We start from the raw sequence: 16,005 nt of genomic DNA on the forward strand, positions 1-16,005 counted from the left end.
GGGTTATCCTCGTAATATCGCCGTTAGCCCCTTGCTTTGCGCATAATCCTGCGCGAAGGCGAGCAGCTCAGGAGCGTCCAGCGGTTTGTCCGGTGCGGTGTAGGGCTGACTGAGTAACTGGTATTTGTTCATTCCCAGCGTGTGGTACGGCAGGTAATGGATCTCGCTGACCTGCAGGCGATCGGCGGCAAAATCGGTGATCGCGGCAATGTCGGCTTCGCTGGCGTTGAATCCCTGGATCAACGGCACGCGAATAATCATTTTTTTCCCCGCCTGCGCCAGACGCTGCAGGTTATCCAGCACCCGGCGGGCGCTGCCGTCGGTCCACTGCTGAAAAACGGCCTCGTCAACGTGCTTCAGATCGGCGAGAAACAGGTCGACAAAGGGTAAAGACGGTTCAATGTATTTCCACGGCACGTGCAGGCAGGTTTCCACGGCGGTGTGAATGCCTGCCTGATGACTGGCTTCGAACAGCGCTTGCGCCAGCGTTGGGTTCATAAAGGGTTCGCCGCCGGAAAGAGTGATGCCGCCGCCGCTGCGATCGTAGAATGGTTTATCACGCAGCACCGTCGCCATGATCTCCTCGACGCTCTTCTCCTCGCCGCACACCGTGAGCGCGGTGGTGGGGCAGCAGTCGCGCAGCGCGGCGATATGGCTGTCGTTAACGTTTTGCCGGTGAATGATCAGGCCATCGAGGGTGCGGGTGATAACCGCCGGCGCCGCCTGCTGGCACAGCTCGCAGCCGGGCAGGCACAGCCGCGAGTCATACAGCAGATCTTCGCTACGGGCGCGGCTCTCCGGGTTCTGGCACCAGCGGCAGCCCAGCGAGCAGCCTTTCAGGAAGACGACGGTGCGGATCCCTGGGCCGTCATGGGTGGAATAGCGCTGGATGTTGAAGATCATGGCTTATCCTCTTGTTTGCGTATGAACATAAAAACACTTTCGAATGAAAGTTATGTTGACACAAATCAACAAGCGGGATGGGGATAAGTCAGAGAGGAGAAAATAACGAGAGCGGTCACAAAACCACCGGCGACTCTCGTCGCCGGTGTGAGGGTCAGTGCGAGCCGCATACCTCGCACTGCGGGTGACGCATCAGCCTCATTTCGCGAAACTGGCAGGTCATGGCATCGTAGATGACGATTTTTCCGCTGGCAGGGGTGCCGTAGCCGCTCAGCAGCTTAATCGCCTCCATCGCCTGCAGCGAACCGATGGTGCCCACCAGCGGGGCCATTACCCCGGCTTCGACGCAGGTGAGGGCATTTTCGCCGAACAGACGGCTCAGGCAGCGGTAGCAGGGTTCGCCATCCTGATAGGTAAAGACGCTGATTTGCCCCTCCATACGGATCGCCGCTCCGGAGACCAGTGGGGTTTTGTGCTGAAAGCAGCCGACGTTAAGCTGGTTGCGAATGGCGACGTTGTCGGTGCAGTCGAGTACCAGATCGTGATCGGCAATCTGCGCCGCCAGCGCGGTCTCATCCAGCAAGGCATTGAGCGGGACCAGACGGACGTGCGGGTTAATGCGCGCCAGCGCCTCGCGGGCGGAATCCACCTTCGGCTGGCCGAGGGTGGCGTCGCTGTGCAGCGTCTGGCGCTGCAGGTTGGAGAGCGAGACAGTGTCGAAATCGAGCAGGGTGAGCTGCCCGACCCCGGCGGCGGCCAGATACTGCGCGGCGGCGCAGCCGAGCCCGCCGAGGCCGACCACCAGCACGCGAGCGGCTTTTAACCGCTCCTGGCCGTCAAAATCAAAACCGCGCAAGACGATCTGCCGGTTATAGCGCAGCATCTCTTCATCGCTCAGCTCAACGGTCATTACAGCCCCCCAAACAGGTGACTGAAGGGTTCGACCTCGACCCATTCGCCTGCTTCAACATGGCCGCGCTCACGCTCCAGCACGATAAAGCAGTTGCCGAGGCTGAAGGAGCTGAAAATGTGCGAGCCCTGATGGCCGGTGGTGTTCACCACCAGTTCGCCGTCCGGGTTACGCTGCAGAATACCGCGCTGAAAATCGAGGCGGCCAGGCGACTTTTTCAGGCGCGTGGCGGCGCGGACCCGCAGGCGGGGCGCCTGAAGCGGGCCGTGCTTGCCCGAGAGTTTCGCCAGCAGGGGTTGCACCAGCTGACAGAAGGTGACGGTGGCGGACACCGGGTTACCCGGCAGGCCGCAGAACCAGCTGCTGCTGAGCTTGCCGAAGGCGAAGGGTTTCCCCGGCTTAATCGCCAGCTTCCAGAAGCCGATCTCCCCCAGCTCTTCGAGGATAGTTTTGGTGTAATCGGCTTCACCCACCGAGACGCCGCCTGAGCTAATGACCACATCGGCCTGCTGGTCGGCGGCGATAAAGGCGTCGCGCAGCTTCGCCGGGTCGTCAGGAATAATGCCGAGGTTAATGACCTCGTAGCCCAACTGCTGCAGCATCAGGTGCACTGCCAGGCGGTTGGTATCGTAAATTTGGCCGTCGCCGAGCGGTTGACCCGGCAGCTGCAGCTCATCGCCGGTTGAGAAGACCGCGACGCGTACCTTGCGCACCACCTCGACCTCGGCAATGCCGAGCGAGGCCAGCACCGGCAGCTCGGCCACCGTCAGGGGTGATCCCGCCGGGAAGACCACCGCGCCGTGGGCAATATCTTCTCCGCGGCGGCGAATATGCTGCCCGGCTTTTACCGGCGCGATAAAGCGCACGCCGGCCTCGGTCTGTTCAGTCTCTTCCTGCATCACCACCGCATCGCAGCCTTCCGGCACCGGCGCGCCGGTCATGATGCGGATACAGGTGCCCGCCGGCCAGGCGTCGTTGAACGGCTGGCCGGCGAAGGCCTTACCGGCGACCGGCAGCGCCGCGCCGTCGCGAAGGTCGTTCAGCCGGACGGCATAGCCATCCATCGCCGCGTTATCAAAGCCGGGCACATCCAGCGGGGAGACGATGTCATGGGCGGTCACACGCGAGAAGGCCTGCAACAGCGGTACAGTTTCCGTCGCGTTCAGCGGCGTAATACGATCGAGCATCTGGGCGAGGGCTGTGTCGAGCGGCATCAGTCCGGCGGTAAAATCCATGGGTCACTCCTGCGGGCAAAACAGCGAAAACGCCTATTATGGCAGAAAAGCGGCGCGGGCTGTATGCCACCTGGGTACGAGGCTTTACATCGCCCGCCGCTCTTTCTATATTCAAAAATTGTATAAGACATTCAGCAATATAATGATATCAATACCCTTATTCATGACGTGACCGGCGCCGCGCCGCGGTACGACAGGGCAGGGGCGATCCACTTCATCGTTAAGGACTGGCGAAATGGGCAAGGCGGTTATAGCAATTCACGGCGGCGCAGGGGCGATTTCTCGCGCGCAAATGACGCCGGAGCGGGAGCGAGAGTATGTGGCGGCGCTGTCGTCTATCGTCGAAAGCGGGCAGAAAATGTTGGCCGCGGGCGCCAGCGCGCTGGATGCCGTGACCGAGGCCGTTCGGCTGCTGGAGGAGTGTCCGTTGTTCAACGCCGGAATGGGCGCGGTATTTACCCGCGATCAAACCCACGAGCTGGACGCCTGCGTAATGGACGGCTACAGCCTGCAGGCGGGCGCGGTAGCCGGGGTCAAACATTTGCGTAATCCGGTGCTGGCGGCGCGTCTGGTGCTGGAGAAGAGTCCGCACGTATTACTGATCGGCGAGGGGGCGGAAAATTTTGCCATCTCCCACGGGATGGCGCGCGTGGATAACGATCTGTTTTCCACTCCTGAAAGGCTGCTGCAGCTGCAGGAGGCGAAAGCGGGCGGGGAGATTATCCTCGACCACCACGCCGCTCCCCTCGACGAACGCCAGAAAATGGGCACCGTCGGCGCGGTGGCGCTCGATCTGGCCGGCAATCTGGCGGCGGCGACCTCCACCGGCGGCATGACCAACAAACTGCCCGGACGCGTCGGCGACAGCCCGCTGCCGGGCGCGGGGTGTTATGCCAATAATGCCAGCGTGGCGGTCTCCTGTACCGGCACCGGCGAAGTCTTTATGCGCACCCTGGCGGCCTACGATATCGCCGCCCTGATGGAGTATGGGCAGCTCAGTCTCTATTCCGCCTGCGAGCGGGTGGTGATGGAGAAACTGCCGGCTCTCGGCGGCAGCGGCGGGCTGATAGCCGTCGATCGCGAAGGCAACGTCGTTTTACCGTTTAACAGTGAAGGCATGTACCGCGCCTGGTGCTATGCCGGCGATACGCCGACCATTGGCATTTATCGCGAATAGAACAAGGGAGAGGGCGAGTGTCGCAAACTCACGAAACCGATACCTGCGAAGTGCTGGTGGTGCGCAACCTGAACGTGGCGTTCCGCCAGCAGGATGCGCCGGAGGTGCAGGCCGTGCGTCAGCTTTCCTTCAGCCTGCGCCGCGGCGAGACGCTGGCGATAGTGGGTGAGTCCGGTTCGGGAAAATCGGTGACCGCGCTGGCGCTGATGCGTCTGCTAGACGCGGCCAGCAGCGAGGTGAACAGCGAGGGGCTGTGGTTGCGGCGGCGTAACCGGCAGGTGATCGCGCTCAATGAGCAAACGGACGCTGAGATGCGCCGGGTGCGCGGCGCGGATCTGGCCATGATTTTTCAGGAGCCGATGACCTCGCTGAATCCGGTTTTTACCATCGGCGAGCAGATTGCCGAATCCCTGCGCCTGCACCAGGGGCTGGGGCGCGAAGAGGCGCTGCGCGCGGCGAAAAAGATGCTCGATCAGGTGCGTATTCCCCAGGCGGAAGAGATGCTCTCGCGCTATCCGCACCAGCTCTCCGGCGGCATGCGCCAGAGGGTGATGATCGCCATGGCGCTCTCCTGTCGGCCGGCGGTGTTGATAGCCGATGAGCCAACCACGGCGCTGGATGTCACCATCCAGGCGCAAATTCTGCAACTCATTGCCGTCCTGCAAAAGGAGATGGCGATGGGGGTGATCTTTATCACCCACGATATGGGCGTCGTGGCCGATATCGCCGATCGGGTGCTGGTGATGTATCGCGGTGAGGCGGTAGAGACCGGCAGCGTTGAGGAGATCTTTCGTTCGCCGCAGCACCCGTATACGCAGTCGCTGCTGGCGGCGGTCCCGCGGCTGGGGGAGATGCGTGGCCAGGATCTGCCGCGCCGTTTTCCGCTGCCGGGCCAGCCGCTGGCGGAGAGCGAAACGCCCGATACGGTAGTCGCCGGCGAGCCGATCCTGCAGGTGCGTGACCTGGTGGCCCGTTTTCCGGTGCGCGGCGGGCTGCTCAATCGCGTGACGCGCGAAGTGCATGCGGTGGAGAAGGTCAGTTTTGATCTCTGGCCGGGAGAGACCCTGTCGCTGGTGGGCGAGTCCGGCTGCGGCAAGTCGACCACCGGCCGGGCGCTGCTGAGGCTGGTAGAGACCCAGGGAGGCACCATTACCTTCGACGGTCAGCGGATCGATACCCTCGCCGGCGGCAAGCTGCAGGCTCTGCGGCGCAATATTCAGTTTATTTTTCAGGATCCTTACGCCTCGCTTGATCCGCGTCAGACGGTCGGCGATTCGATTATGGAGCCGCTGCGGGTGCATGGCCTGCTGCGTGGGGAAGCAGCGCGTGAGCGGGTCGCCTGGCTGCTGAAGCGCGTGGGGTTGCAGCCGGAGCATGCCTGGCGCTATCCCCATGCCTTTTCCGGCGGCCAGCGGCAGCGGATCTGCATTGCCCGCGCGCTGGCGCTGAATCCGAAGGTGGTGATAGCCGACGAGTCGGTGTCGGCCCTGGATGTCTCCATTCGGGCGCAGATTATCAATCTGATGCTCGACCTGCAGCGCGAGATGGGCATCGCGTTTCTGTTTATTTCCCATGATATGGCGGTGGTGGAGCGCATCAGCCACCGCGTGGCGGTGATGTATCGCGGTCGCATTGTCGAAATAGGCCCGCGCCGCGCGGTGTTTGAAAACCCGCAGCACCCCTATACCCGTAAGCTCATGGCCGCCGTACCGGTGGCCGACCCGGGCCACCGTCATCCGCAGCGGGTCCTGCTGTCTGATGACGTCCCGGGCAATATTTATAAGCGGGGCGAGGAGATCGCCAGCGTGCCGTTGCAGCAGGTCGGGCCGGGCCACTTCGTCGCCCGCGAATCCGCCGATGTGCTGGGCAGAACATAACAACACATAACGCATCTTTTCAGGAGAACACGATGACACAACCTGTTTCACGCAAATGGTGGCTGGCGCTGAGTATCGCGGCAGCCCTGGCGAGCGCTCCCGCCTTTGCCGCCAAAGATGTGGTGGTGGCGGTCGGGTCTAACTTCACGACCCTGGACCCCTATGATGCCAACGATACCCTGTCGCAGGCGGTGGCGAAGTCCTTTTATCAAGGCCTGTTCGGCCTTGATAAAGAGATGAAGCTGCAAAACGTTCTTGCTGAGAGCTATACCGTGTCACCGGACGGCCTGGTGTACACCATTAAGCTGCACAGCGGGGTGAAATTCCAGGATGGCACTGACTTTAACGCCGAGGCGGTAAAGGCTAACCTCGATCGCGCGAGTAACCCGGATAACCATCTCAAGCGCTATAACCTGTATAAAAATATCGCCAGTACCGAGGCGGTCGATCCGACCACGGTCAAAATTACCCTGAAGCAGCCCTTCTCGGCGTTTATTAACATTCTCGCCCATCCGGCGACAGCGATGATTTCGCCGGCGGCGCTGAAAAAATATGGTAAGGATATCGGCTTCCACCCGGTGGGCACCGGGCCGTATAAGCTCGACACCTGGAACCAGACGGATTTTGTGAAGGTCAGCAAGTTCGATGGGTACTGGCAGCCGGGGCTGCCAAAGCTGGATTCTATCACCTGGCGTCCGGTGGTGGATAACAATACCCGGGCGGCGATGCTGCAGACCGGCGAGGCGCAGTTCGCCTTCCCGATCCCTTACGAACAGGCGCCGCTGCTGGCGAAAAACAGCAAACTGGAGCTGGTGGCCAGCCCGTCGATCATGCAGCGCTACATCAGCATGAACGTGACGCAGAAGCCGTTCGATAATCCGAAGGTACGGGAAGCCATCAACTATGCGATTAACCGTCAGGCGCTGGTGAAGGTAGCGTTCGCCGGCTACGCCACCCCGGCGACCGGAGTGGTGCCGCCGTCGATCGCCTATGCCCAGACCTACACCGCCTGGCCATACGATCCGGCGAAAGCGCGCCAGCTGCTGAAAGAGGCGGGCTACCCTAACGGTTTCAGCACCACGCTGTGGTCATCACATAATCACAGCACCGCGCAGAAAGTACTGCAGTTCACCCAGCAGCAGCTGGCGCAGGTGGGGATTAAGGCGCAGGTGACGGCGATGGACGCTGGTCAGCGGGCGGCGGAAGTGGAAGGTAAAGGGCAGAAAGAGAGCGGGGTACGGATGTTCTATACCGGCTGGTCCGCCTCCACCGGTGAAGCCGACTGGGCGCTGTCGCCGCTGTTCGCCTCGCAAAACTGGCCGCCGACGCTGTTTAATACCGCGTTTTACAGCAACCCGCAGGTGGATAACGCGCTGAGCGAGGCGCTGAAAACCACCGATCCGCAACAGAAAACCAAACTCTATAAAGAGGCGCAGGATATTATCTGGAAAGAGTCGCCGTGGGTGCCGCTGGTGGTCGAGAAACTGGTCTCCGCCCACAGCAAGAACCTCACCGGTTTCTATATCCAGCCGGATACCGGCTTTAGCTTCGAACAGGCGGACCTGACGCCGTGATCATGTTCATCTTCATGCGTCCTCTCTCCCGGAATGGGAGGGAGCGATGCTGAATTATGTGATTAAGCGCCTGCTGGGCCTGATCCCTACTCTGCTTATCGTCGCGGTGCTGGTGTTTCTGTTCGTCCATATGCTGCCCGGTGACCCGGCGCGGCTGATTGCCGGACCTGAGGCCGATGCCCAGGTGGTGGCGATGGTGCGCCAGCAGCTGGGGCTTGACCAGCCGCTGCATGTCCAGTTCTGGCACTATATCACCAACGTGCTGCGCGGCGATTTTGGCATTTCCATGGCCTCGCGGCGTCCCGTTGCCAGTGAGATTGCCAGTCGCTTTATGCCCACGCTGTGGCTGACGCTGGCCAGCATGAGCTGGGCGGTACTGTTCGGGATGGCGGCGGGGATTGCGGCCGCGGTGTGGCGCAATCGCTGGCCCGACCGTCTGGGAATGGCGCTGGCGGTGAGCGGTATTTCGTTTCCGGCTTTTGCCCTTGGTATGCTGCTGATGCAGGTGTTTTCGGTTGAGCTGGGCTGGCTGCCGACGGTGGGGGCCGACAGCTGGCGGCACTATATTTTGCCGTCGTTGACCCTTGGCGCGGCGGTGGCGGCGGTCATGGCGCGCTTTACCCGCGCGTCATTCGTCGATGTGCTGCATGAAGACTATATGCGCACCGCCCGGGCGAAGGGGGTGAGCGAAACGCGGGTGGTGCTCAAGCATGGTCTGCGCAATGCGATGATCCCGGTGGTGACCATGATGGGGCTGCAGTTCGGCTTTCTGCTCGGCGGGTCGATCGTTGTGGAGAAGGTGTTTAACTGGCCGGGGCTTGGGCGCTTGCTGGTCGATTCGGTGGAGATGCGCGATTACCCGGTGATTCAGGCGGAAGTGCTGCTCTTTTCGCTGGAGTTTATTCTTATCAATTTAGTGGTGGATGTGCTGTACGCGGCCATAAACCCGGCTATCAGGTATAAGTAAGGTGCGATTGCTTAACTGGAGAAGGCAGGCGGCGCTGAACGCCATGCCGGGCATCAGACCCGGCGAGATCCATACCCCCTGGCATGAGTTCTGGCGGCGCTTTCGTCGCCAGCCGGTGGCGATGGGCGCTGGTATTTTCGTGCTGTTGCTGATTGCGGTAGCCATCGTTGCCCCATGGATAGCGCCGTATGATGCGGAAAATTATTTCGACTACGACCGTCTGAACGAGGGACCTTCGCTGGTGCACTGGTTTGGAGTCGACTCCCTGGGACGGGATATTTTCAGCCGGGTGCTGGTCGGGGCGCAGATCTCGCTGGCCGCCGGGGTACTGGCGGTGCTGATTGGCGCGGCCATCGGCACGGTGCTTGGGCTGCTGGCTGGCTACTATGAGGGCTGGTGGGACCGGCTTATTATGCGACTTTGCGACGTGTTGTTCGCCTTTCCGGGGATCCTGCTGGCGATCGCGGTGGTCGCCGTCATGGGCAGCGGGATGGCCAACGTGATCATCGCCGTGGCGATCTTCTCGATTCCGGCGTTTGCTCGTCTGGTGCGCGGCAATACGCTGGTTCTGAAGCAGCAGACCTTTATTGAATCGGCGCGCAGCATCGGCGCCAGCGACGCCACCATTCTGTTCAACCATATTCTGCCGGGGACGGTGTCATCGATCGTGGTTTATTTCACCATGCGCATTGGGGTATCGATTATTTCGGCGGCCAGTCTGTCGTTTCTCGGCCTCGGCGCGCAGCCGCCCACCCCGGAGTGGGGCGCGATGCTCAACGAGGCGCGGGCGGATATGGTGATGTCTCCGCACGTGGCGCTCTTTCCGGCGGTGGCGATTTTCGTGACCGTGCTGGCGTTTAATCTGCTGGGAGATGGCCTGCGCGATGCGCTGGATCCGAAGTTAAAGGGGTAGGGTGAGGGAAAGCTCCGCCGGGAGTCCTTTATGTTATCTGCGGCTGAAGCGCACATTGCGCTTCCGGATAATTTTCTGCGTTAGGTCTCTCATGGCGCAGGGAGCGGTGTGAGGCGGAAACGACCGCTGGACGGTTCCCTCTCCTCCCGGGAGAGGGCCAGGGTGAGGCGAAGCATCGCTGGAAAGTCCTTTATGTTATCTGTGGCTTCGGCGTAGTTTGCGCTCCCGGTTAATCGTCTGCGTTATGTCTCTTATGGCGCAGCAAAATAACGGCGCAACAGGGCTGCCTGGAAGGTAATCAATGCTTGCCCGTGGCGCTGCGCTTGCGCGGACCTGGGGGGTGAGCCTACGGGAGGACCCCGTAGGCCGTGGAATGCGCTAAGCCGCTATCCGGGAAGCTGGACTAGACCCGGGTACCCCACAGGTCGTATTCGTCGGCGTGCTCGACTTTCACCCGCACCACGTCGCCCGGCTTAACGCGGGTTTCGCCGTTCAGGTACACCGCGCCGTCGATTTCCGGAGCGTCGGCCATGCTGCGGCCAATGGCGCCTTCTTCATCAACTTCATCTACCAGCACCAGGATTTCGCGCCCCACTTTCTCCTGCAGACGCTCGGCAGAGATCTGCTGCTGCAGCTGCATAAAGCGGTTCCAGCGCTCTTCTTTCACCTCTTCCGGCACCTGGTCCGCTAGCTCGTTGGCGGTAGCGCCTTCAACCGGGCTGTACTTGAAGCAGCCGACACGGTCGAGACGCGCCTCTTTCAGGAAGTCGAGCAGTATCTGGAAATCTTCTTCCGTTTCGCCCGGGAAGCCCACAATAAAAGTGGAGCGCAGGGTCAGATCCGGGCAAATTTCACGCCACTGCTTAATGCGCGCCAGCTGACGGTCCGCAGAACCTGGACGCTTCATCAGCTTCAGAATACGCGGGCTGGCGTGCTGCAGCGGAATATCGAGGTACGGCAGAATCTTGCCTTCCGCCATCAGCGGGATCACATCGTCAACGTGCGGGTACGGATAGACATAGTGCAGGCGCACCCAGATGCCGAGCTTCGCCAGCTCTTCGCACAGACTGACCATGCTGGTCTTCACCGGCATACCGTTGTGGAAGCCGGTGCGGTGCTTGACGTCGACGCCGTAGGCAGAGGTGTCCTGCGAAATCACCAGCAGCTCTTTCACGCCGGCGTCAGCGAGGCGTTTGGCTTCGGCCAGCACTTCGCCAATCGGACGGCTCACCAGATCGCCACGCATGGACGGGATGATGCAGAAGGTGCAGCGATGGTTGCAGCCTTCAGAAATTTTTAAGTAGGCGTAGTGGCGCGGCGTCAGCTTAACCCCCTGTTCCGGCACCAGGCTCAGGAACGGGTTGTGCTTCGGCTTCGGCGTATAATGGTGGACATGCTCCAGCACCTGCTCATAGCTGTGCGGACCGGTGATCTCCAGCACCTTCGGATGCACTTCGCGGATCTGATCCTCTTTCGCGCCGAGACAGCCGGTGACGATTACCTTGCCGTTCTCTTTCAACGCTTCGCCGATCGCTTCCAGCGATTCCTGCACAGCGCTATCAATAAAGCCGCAGGTGTTAACGATCACCATATCGGCGTTGTCGTAGGTCGGTACGACGTCATAACCTTCGGTGCGCAGTTCGGTCAGGATACGCTCTGAGTCCACGAGGTTTTTCGGGCAGCCCAGGGAGACGAAGCCGATTTTCGGCTGATGCGTGACATTGCTCATAGCTTAAAAAGTGTTCAATTATTGGAATGGTCAGGGCAGGAATTCTACAGATCTTTGCGAAAAAGAGTATAGCTCCGTCGCGGTTAATGGTGAAAAAGCGCCCCCGACCTGTCTTTTACGCCCCCCACCGCCAGAGCGGATCCCACACGCCCCGGAGCAGAGGGGCGGGACACGCTTCTGACAAGCCGTGCGCACAGGCGGCTCAAGCCCGGCGTGGCTGCCGGGCAGAGACTTATTGCGCCGGGTTAATGGCTGCGGAGGGCGTGGCGCCGGTTTTTTTCGGCTCGCGCTTATCCTGCAGCGTGAAAATAGAGATCAGGGTAAAGAGCCCGGCGACGCTGCCGAGAATCAGATAGGTGTTGGCGAAGCCAATGGTATCGTACAGATAGCCTGCCAGCGGAGAGTAAATAGCGGTGGCGATCGAGGCGACGAACAGCACCAGCAAATAGACCGTCGAAGAGAGCTTGTGGTCGAAGTTGGCGGCGATGAATTTAAAGACCGATACCAGAATCAACGGCTTCTCCAGAGCATGCATCATTTTCACCGCACCAATCCACACCGGGCCGAGGGGCACGGCTGAGCCGACAATACGTACCGACATGATCAGCCCGGCGATGATCAGCGCCCATTTGGCGCCGGTCCGGTTAACAAACCATGGCATCAGGCAGAGGAACAGGGTTTCACCGCAGACCTGAATAGACGCGAGGATCCCGTACCAGCGGTTGCCTTCCTCCGGCGTCGGGAACTGTAGCGAGAAGTACTGGGCAAACTGCTGATCGTAGGTGTCGTAAATCTGCGTGACGAACAGGGTAAAGAGCAGCAGCATCCAGAACTGACCATTCTTCGCCAGCTCAAGGGCATGAGAGACCTTCAGCGATTCGCTTCGCGCCACATCGGCGTCGGTTAATTCAATTTTGGTTAGCATAAAGCAGATGGCGGCGATGACAATGGCGAGGCTGGCGAGCCAGAAGGCCAGATTAGGATTGCTGTCGATATATTTACCCACAATCCAGGCCGCCGCTGCCCAGCCTAACGAGCCCCACATCCGCACACGACCATATTCGAACTGATAGCGCCTGGAAATCTTATCGATATAAGAGTCGATTACTCCGCAGCCGGAGTTAAAGATGATCCCCAGATAGATCCCTCCCAGCAAGGCGCCAAACCAAAAGTTGTGCACCAGCAGTGGCGCGTAAACGTAGATAAAGAAGGGGCCCACCGGCAGGAGCAGGGCGACCAGCAGCCAGATAAGCCGTTTTTTCAGGCCGAACTTGTCAGAGATAAAGCCGAAGAAAGGCTGCATCAGCAGGGCGATAAAGGCGTTGACCGAGTAAAGCAGCCCGGTCTTCGTGGCGCTGATGCCAAGATGCTGGATGGTCCAGATAACGAAGAAAGCCATGGTCGACGACCAGGCGAACAGGTAGAGGAAATCGAAAAGACTCAACAGAAGGTAGTTTCTTTTACCGGACGTCATGTTTCAGTTCCTTGCAAATGGGCAGAGAGAATTTCAGCGATCCGCGGGCCGCGTTCGCTGTTTTCCTGGCATGTTATACGTATTACATTAATTATTTGTTATGACATCCTAATTGACGATGGTGCAACAGGTCATATGAGGTATTGTGATCATTGCTGCACTAATTTTGTCTCTTATTGCCATTTTCTGTTTATTAATTTCAGATTGAAATTAATTGTGATCGTATAACATTGTTTTTGTTATACACCCTACAATGCGTTAAAGTTGCCACATTGTAAATGATGTTAAAGAACTGGGGATTATTGACCTGGCGCATCATTTTGCACAAAAAATAACCGTATTATGGAAAGGGTAAAGGACGACAGAGGAGGAACCGTGATGACCGTTGACAGACTATACCGCCACCTTCTGCAGAAGCTTATTAACGCCAATATCGATATTGACGCCTATCTGCAACTGCGAAAGGCCAAAGGCTACATGTCAGTCAGCGAAAATGACCATCTGCGTGATAACTTGTTTGAGCTTTGCCGTGAAATGCGTGCGCAGGCGCCGCGCCTGCAGAATGCCATTTCACCGGAGGAGAGGGATGTCCTTCGCCTGGCCGGCGAATCGGTCGCCGCCGCTGCACTATGCCTGATGAGCGGGCATCATGATTGTCCGCTATACATCGCTGTTAACGTAGAGAAGCTAGAACGCTGTCTGACAGGATTGACCTCAAATATTCATAAATTGAATAAATTGGCGCCAATCACTCATGCCTGATCGGTTGAAACCCAGGGGAAGTGAACGCTTCCCCTGTTAAAGGTTATGTAAAAATCCCCGCGCAAATTTCCCCGCTGGCTACCCTTTAGCCCAGAGCTGACGAAAGGAGAATGCCATGCGTCCGATCCCACTGCTGTTGATATTGAGCGCCTTAGCGCTACCAGCCCTGAGCCAGGCCGCGGTGCGGGTGGAGGTATTGCAAAACCGGCTGGCCCAGCCGTGGGGCATGGCCTTTCTGCCTGACGATCAGGGCATACTGATCACCCTGCGCGGCGGCGAGCTCAAGCGCTGGCAGCCGGGTAAAGGTCTGTCGGCGCCGATAGCCGGCGTGCCGCAGGTATGGGCCAACGGCCAGGGTGGCCTACTGGACGTGGCGCTGGCCCCGGATTTCGCCCAGTCGCGGCGGGTGTGGCTGAGCTATGCGGAAAGCGACGCCAGCGGTAAGGCGGGCACCGCGGTGGGCTATGGGCGGTTGAGCGAGGATGCCACGCAGCTGACGAACTTTACCGTGGTCTTTCGCCAGCAGCCGAAGCTCTCCGTCGGCAATCATTTTGGCGGCAGGCTGGTGTTCGACGGCAAAGGATATTTGTTTATCGGGCTGGGCGAAAATAATCAGCGCGCCACCGCCCAGGATCTCAGCAAGCTGCAGGGGAAAGTGGTCCGCCTGACGGAGACCGGAGGTGTACCGCCGGATAACCCTTTTGTCGGCCGGGCTGACGCCAGGCCGGAGATCTGGGCTTACGGCATCCGTAATCCGCAGGGCATGGCGATGAATCCCTGGAGCGAGGCGCTGTGGCTGAACGAGCATGGCCCGCGCGGCGGAGATGAAATTAATATTCCGCAGGCGGGGAAAAATTACGGCTGGCCGCTGGCGACGCACGGTATTAACTACAGCGGCCTGCCCATTCCGGAAGCAAAAGGCAAAACGGTTCCGGGGACCGAACCTCCCCTGTATGTCTGGCCGGTCTCTCCCGGGGTGAGCGGGATGGCCTTTTATTCGGCGCTGACCTTTCCCCAGTGGCAGCATAAGCTGTTTATCGGCGCGCTGAAGGAGACATCGCTGATTGTCCTGGCGGTGGACGGTAATCAGGTCCGCGAGGAGGGGAGATTACTGGAGGCGCGCGGAAAACGCATCCGCGATGTTCGCGTGGGACCCGACGGCTATCTGTACGTTTTAACCGACGAGTCTAACGGCGAGCTATTGCGGTTGAGTCCCGAGGCTTAGCCTCAGGTCACCGGGATCTGCACTACTTCGCGCCAGGCAGGACGTTGGCTAATCTGCTGATACCAGCGCTGCAGATGGGGCCGCGGTTGCCAGCTGTCGAGGATCGACAACAGATTGTAGACGAAGGGAGCGACGGCAATATCGCCAAGGCCGAACTGCTCGCCGGAGAGCCACGGCGTTTTGGCCAGTTCGTCGTCCAGCATGGCGAACAGCGCTTCGCAGGCGCTGATCCCCGCGGCGATGGCCGCCGGGTCGCGCTGCTCCGGTGGCGTTCTCACCAGGCCCATTAATACCGGGCGATGGGCGGGTGAGAGGGTGCCGTTGGACCAATCCATCCACTTTTCCCCTTGCGCGCGCTGCGCCGGCGCGGCCAGCCACAGACGGTCAACGCCATACTGGGCCGCCAGGTAGCGAATAATCGTATTTGATTCCCACAATACCACCCCGGTGGCATCGTCCTTTAACAGCGGCACCAGCCCGTTCGGGTTCATCGCCAGATATTCCGGGTCATGATTGAGACCAAACTCCAGCCCGGCGAGGATCTGCTGATAAGGCAGATCCAGCTCCTCCAGCACCCAGCGTACTTTCTTCACGTTGGTCGAGTTATTACGTCCCCACAGTGTAATCATTTTCGCTCCTGAGTTTGTTTCACTGCCGTTGCAGCGCGATCGGCGATCATGTTGGGATAAAGTTAAAAATCCGGCAAGCTTTTTTATTTGGCTGTTATTAAAGGTTTTTATGCTTACTCCCTTCAGCCAGGGGCACTCCTGGGTCACAGGGCCCGGAAAGTGTTTTTACTATTTTACAGGAGTAATATCTATAGGGTGTTACGCTACGAAGGAAAGGGCGTGATTGTGGTGTATATTATTGATAATTAAAGCTTTAAATCATGCACACATCTATAAAAACGCTCCCTCTCCGTCTCGGTTAAAATCTCAATGTCGCCTGAGGGTATAATTTGATGCTGATTATTGCATCGCAATCATCTGAGGAACACAGGTTAATATTAATAAATAGAAAGTTACTGAAAGAATTATATTTTTACAGGGATGAACTGTTGTTTTTATCGATCGGATATACATCTTTTTCATCCCACCCAGAAAAAATAGACCATGAGAGGCGCCAACTGGCTGAAGATATTCTGAAAAATAGCAAAAAAAACCCAGTGACTGGCACTGGGGAGTAAATTTACTCAGGGTTGCATGCTGTTCTCAAGATAATATTCGAGTCTCGAAGTATGGGTTAACCAAAGGTAACCA

13 protein-coding genes are annotated in these 16,005 nt (G+C 59.0%); 7 read left to right on the forward strand and 6 right to left on the reverse strand.

The genetic code is table 11. The features are described 5' to 3' along the window. Window positions 1–3: 3 nt before the first annotated feature. The 3 genes from HMPREF1024_RS17070 to moeA form a co-directional block, all read right to left on the reverse strand. The gene (locus HMPREF1024_RS17070) at window positions 4–903 is read right to left on the reverse strand and encodes a glycyl-radical enzyme activating protein (RefSeq protein WP_004176738.1); all 900 of its coding nucleotides are present in this window, start codon (window positions 901–903) and stop codon (window positions 4–6) included. Window positions 904–1,057: 154 nt separating this feature from the next. Beyond that, on the reverse strand, window positions 1,058–1,813 hold the full coding sequence (moeB, locus tag HMPREF1024_RS17065) for a molybdopterin-synthase adenylyltransferase MoeB (RefSeq protein ID WP_004141998.1): 756 nt from the start codon (window positions 1,811–1,813) through the stop codon (window positions 1,058–1,060). Further along, window positions 1,813–3,048 carry a molybdopterin molybdotransferase MoeA gene (gene moeA, locus HMPREF1024_RS17060; protein ID WP_009308232.1) on the reverse strand — a complete coding sequence of 412 codons (1,236 nt, stop codon included), beginning with the start codon at window positions 3,046–3,048 and terminating at the stop codon, window positions 1,813–1,815. The genes moeB and moeA overlap by 1 nt, the downstream gene beginning before the upstream one ends. A 235-nt stretch (window positions 3,049–3,283) precedes the next feature. On the opposite strand from moeA, the gene iaaA reads away from it, so the two are divergent. Genes iaaA through gsiD form a run of 5 tightly spaced genes read left to right on the forward strand, consistent with a single transcriptional unit; the run spans window position 3,284 to window position 9,556 of the window. Further along, window positions 3,284–4,225 carry a beta-aspartyl-peptidase gene (iaaA, locus tag HMPREF1024_RS17055; protein ID WP_009308233.1) on the forward strand — a complete coding sequence of 314 codons (942 nt, stop codon included), beginning with the start codon at window positions 3,284–3,286 and terminating at the stop codon, window positions 4,223–4,225. Window positions 4,226–4,242: 17 nt separating this feature from the next. Next, window positions 4,243–6,102 carry a glutathione ABC transporter ATP-binding protein GsiA gene (gene gsiA, locus HMPREF1024_RS17050; protein ID WP_004151710.1) on the forward strand — a complete coding sequence of 620 codons (1,860 nt, stop codon included), beginning with the start codon at window positions 4,243–4,245 and terminating at the stop codon, window positions 6,100–6,102. A gap of 32 nt (window positions 6,103–6,134) precedes the next feature. Beyond that, window positions 6,135–7,676 carry a glutathione ABC transporter substrate-binding protein GsiB gene (gene gsiB / locus HMPREF1024_RS17045; RefSeq protein ID WP_002892991.1) on the forward strand — a complete coding sequence of 514 codons (1,542 nt, stop codon included), beginning with the start codon at window positions 6,135–6,137 and terminating at the stop codon, window positions 7,674–7,676. 46 nt (window positions 7,677–7,722) lie between these two features. Further along, window positions 7,723–8,643: a glutathione ABC transporter permease GsiC gene (gene gsiC / locus HMPREF1024_RS17040; protein ID WP_002892997.1), complete on the forward strand. Its 921-nt coding sequence runs from the start codon at window positions 7,723–7,725 to the stop codon at window positions 8,641–8,643. A 1-nt stretch (window position 8,644) separates the two neighbouring features. Next, window positions 8,645–9,556, forward strand: coding sequence for a glutathione ABC transporter permease GsiD (gsiD, locus tag HMPREF1024_RS17035; RefSeq protein ID WP_004147729.1), 912 nt, complete (start codon window positions 8,645–8,647; stop codon window positions 9,554–9,556). 403 nt (window positions 9,557–9,959) lie between these two features. Here the strand turns inward: gsiD and rimO are convergent, their stop codons facing one another. Together rimO and HMPREF1024_RS17025 are read right to left on the reverse strand one after the other, a co-directional pair. Then, window positions 9,960–11,285 carry a 30S ribosomal protein S12 methylthiotransferase RimO gene (gene rimO, locus HMPREF1024_RS17030; protein WP_009308234.1) on the reverse strand — a complete coding sequence of 442 codons (1,326 nt, stop codon included), beginning with the start codon at window positions 11,283–11,285 and terminating at the stop codon, window positions 9,960–9,962. Between the two features lie 232 nt (window positions 11,286–11,517). Then, the gene (locus tag HMPREF1024_RS17025) at window positions 11,518–12,759 is read right to left on the reverse strand and encodes an oligosaccharide MFS transporter (protein ID WP_009308235.1); all 1,242 of its coding nucleotides are present in this window, start codon (window positions 12,757–12,759) and stop codon (window positions 11,518–11,520) included. Between the two features lie 378 nt (window positions 12,760–13,137). On the opposite strand from HMPREF1024_RS17025, the gene bssR reads away from it, so the two are divergent. Continuing rightward, complete coding sequence (gene bssR / locus HMPREF1024_RS17020) at window positions 13,138–13,521, forward strand: biofilm formation regulator BssR (protein WP_004151712.1); 384 nt, start codon at window positions 13,138–13,140, stop codon at window positions 13,519–13,521. A gap of 115 nt (window positions 13,522–13,636) precedes the next feature. Continuing rightward, window positions 13,637–14,746, forward strand: coding sequence for a PQQ-dependent sugar dehydrogenase (locus tag HMPREF1024_RS17015; RefSeq protein ID WP_009308236.1), 1,110 nt, complete (start codon window positions 13,637–13,639; stop codon window positions 14,744–14,746). 2 nt (window positions 14,747–14,748) lie between these two features. On the opposite strand, the gene HMPREF1024_RS17010 is transcribed toward HMPREF1024_RS17015, so the two are convergent. Further along, window positions 14,749–15,375 (reverse strand): glutathione S-transferase family protein, encoded by a 627-nt coding sequence (locus HMPREF1024_RS17010; protein WP_004176727.1) that lies wholly within the window; start codon window positions 15,373–15,375, stop codon window positions 14,749–14,751. Window positions 15,376–16,005: the final 630 nt, after the last annotated feature.

Source organism: Klebsiella sp. 4_1_44FAA (assembly GCF_000238715.1).
In the GTDB taxonomy this organism is placed as follows: domain Bacteria; phylum Pseudomonadota; class Gammaproteobacteria; order Enterobacterales; family Enterobacteriaceae; genus Klebsiella; species Klebsiella pneumoniae.

Coding starts and splice junctions, on each gene's coding strand:
- HMPREF1024_RS17070 (WP_004176738.1), bottom strand. CDS start 903: ATGATCTTCAACATCCAGCGCTATTCCACCCATGACGGCCCAGGGATC.
- moeB (WP_004141998.1), bottom strand. CDS start 1,813: ATGACCGTTGAGCTGAGCGATGAAGAGATGCTGCGCTATAACCGGCAG.
- moeA (WP_009308232.1), bottom strand. CDS start 3,048: ATGGATTTTACCGCCGGACTGATGCCGCTCGACACAGCCCTCGCCCAG.
- iaaA (WP_009308233.1), top strand. CDS start 3,284: ATGGGCAAGGCGGTTATAGCAATTCACGGCGGCGCAGGGGCGATTTCT.
- gsiB (WP_002892991.1), top strand. CDS start 6,135: ATGACACAACCTGTTTCACGCAAATGGTGGCTGGCGCTGAGTATCGCG.
- gsiC (WP_002892997.1), top strand. CDS start 7,723: ATGCTGAATTATGTGATTAAGCGCCTGCTGGGCCTGATCCCTACTCTG.
- rimO (WP_009308234.1), bottom strand. CDS start 11,285: ATGAGCAATGTCACGCATCAGCCGAAAATCGGCTTCGTCTCCCTGGGC.
- HMPREF1024_RS17025 (WP_009308235.1), bottom strand. CDS start 12,759: ATGACGTCCGGTAAAAGAAACTACCTTCTGTTGAGTCTTTTCGATTTC.
- bssR (WP_004151712.1), top strand. CDS start 13,138: ATGACCGTTGACAGACTATACCGCCACCTTCTGCAGAAGCTTATTAAC.
- HMPREF1024_RS17015 (WP_009308236.1), top strand. CDS start 13,637: ATGCGTCCGATCCCACTGCTGTTGATATTGAGCGCCTTAGCGCTACCA.
- HMPREF1024_RS17010 (WP_004176727.1), bottom strand. CDS start 15,375: ATGATTACACTGTGGGGACGTAATAACTCGACCAACGTGAAGAAAGTA.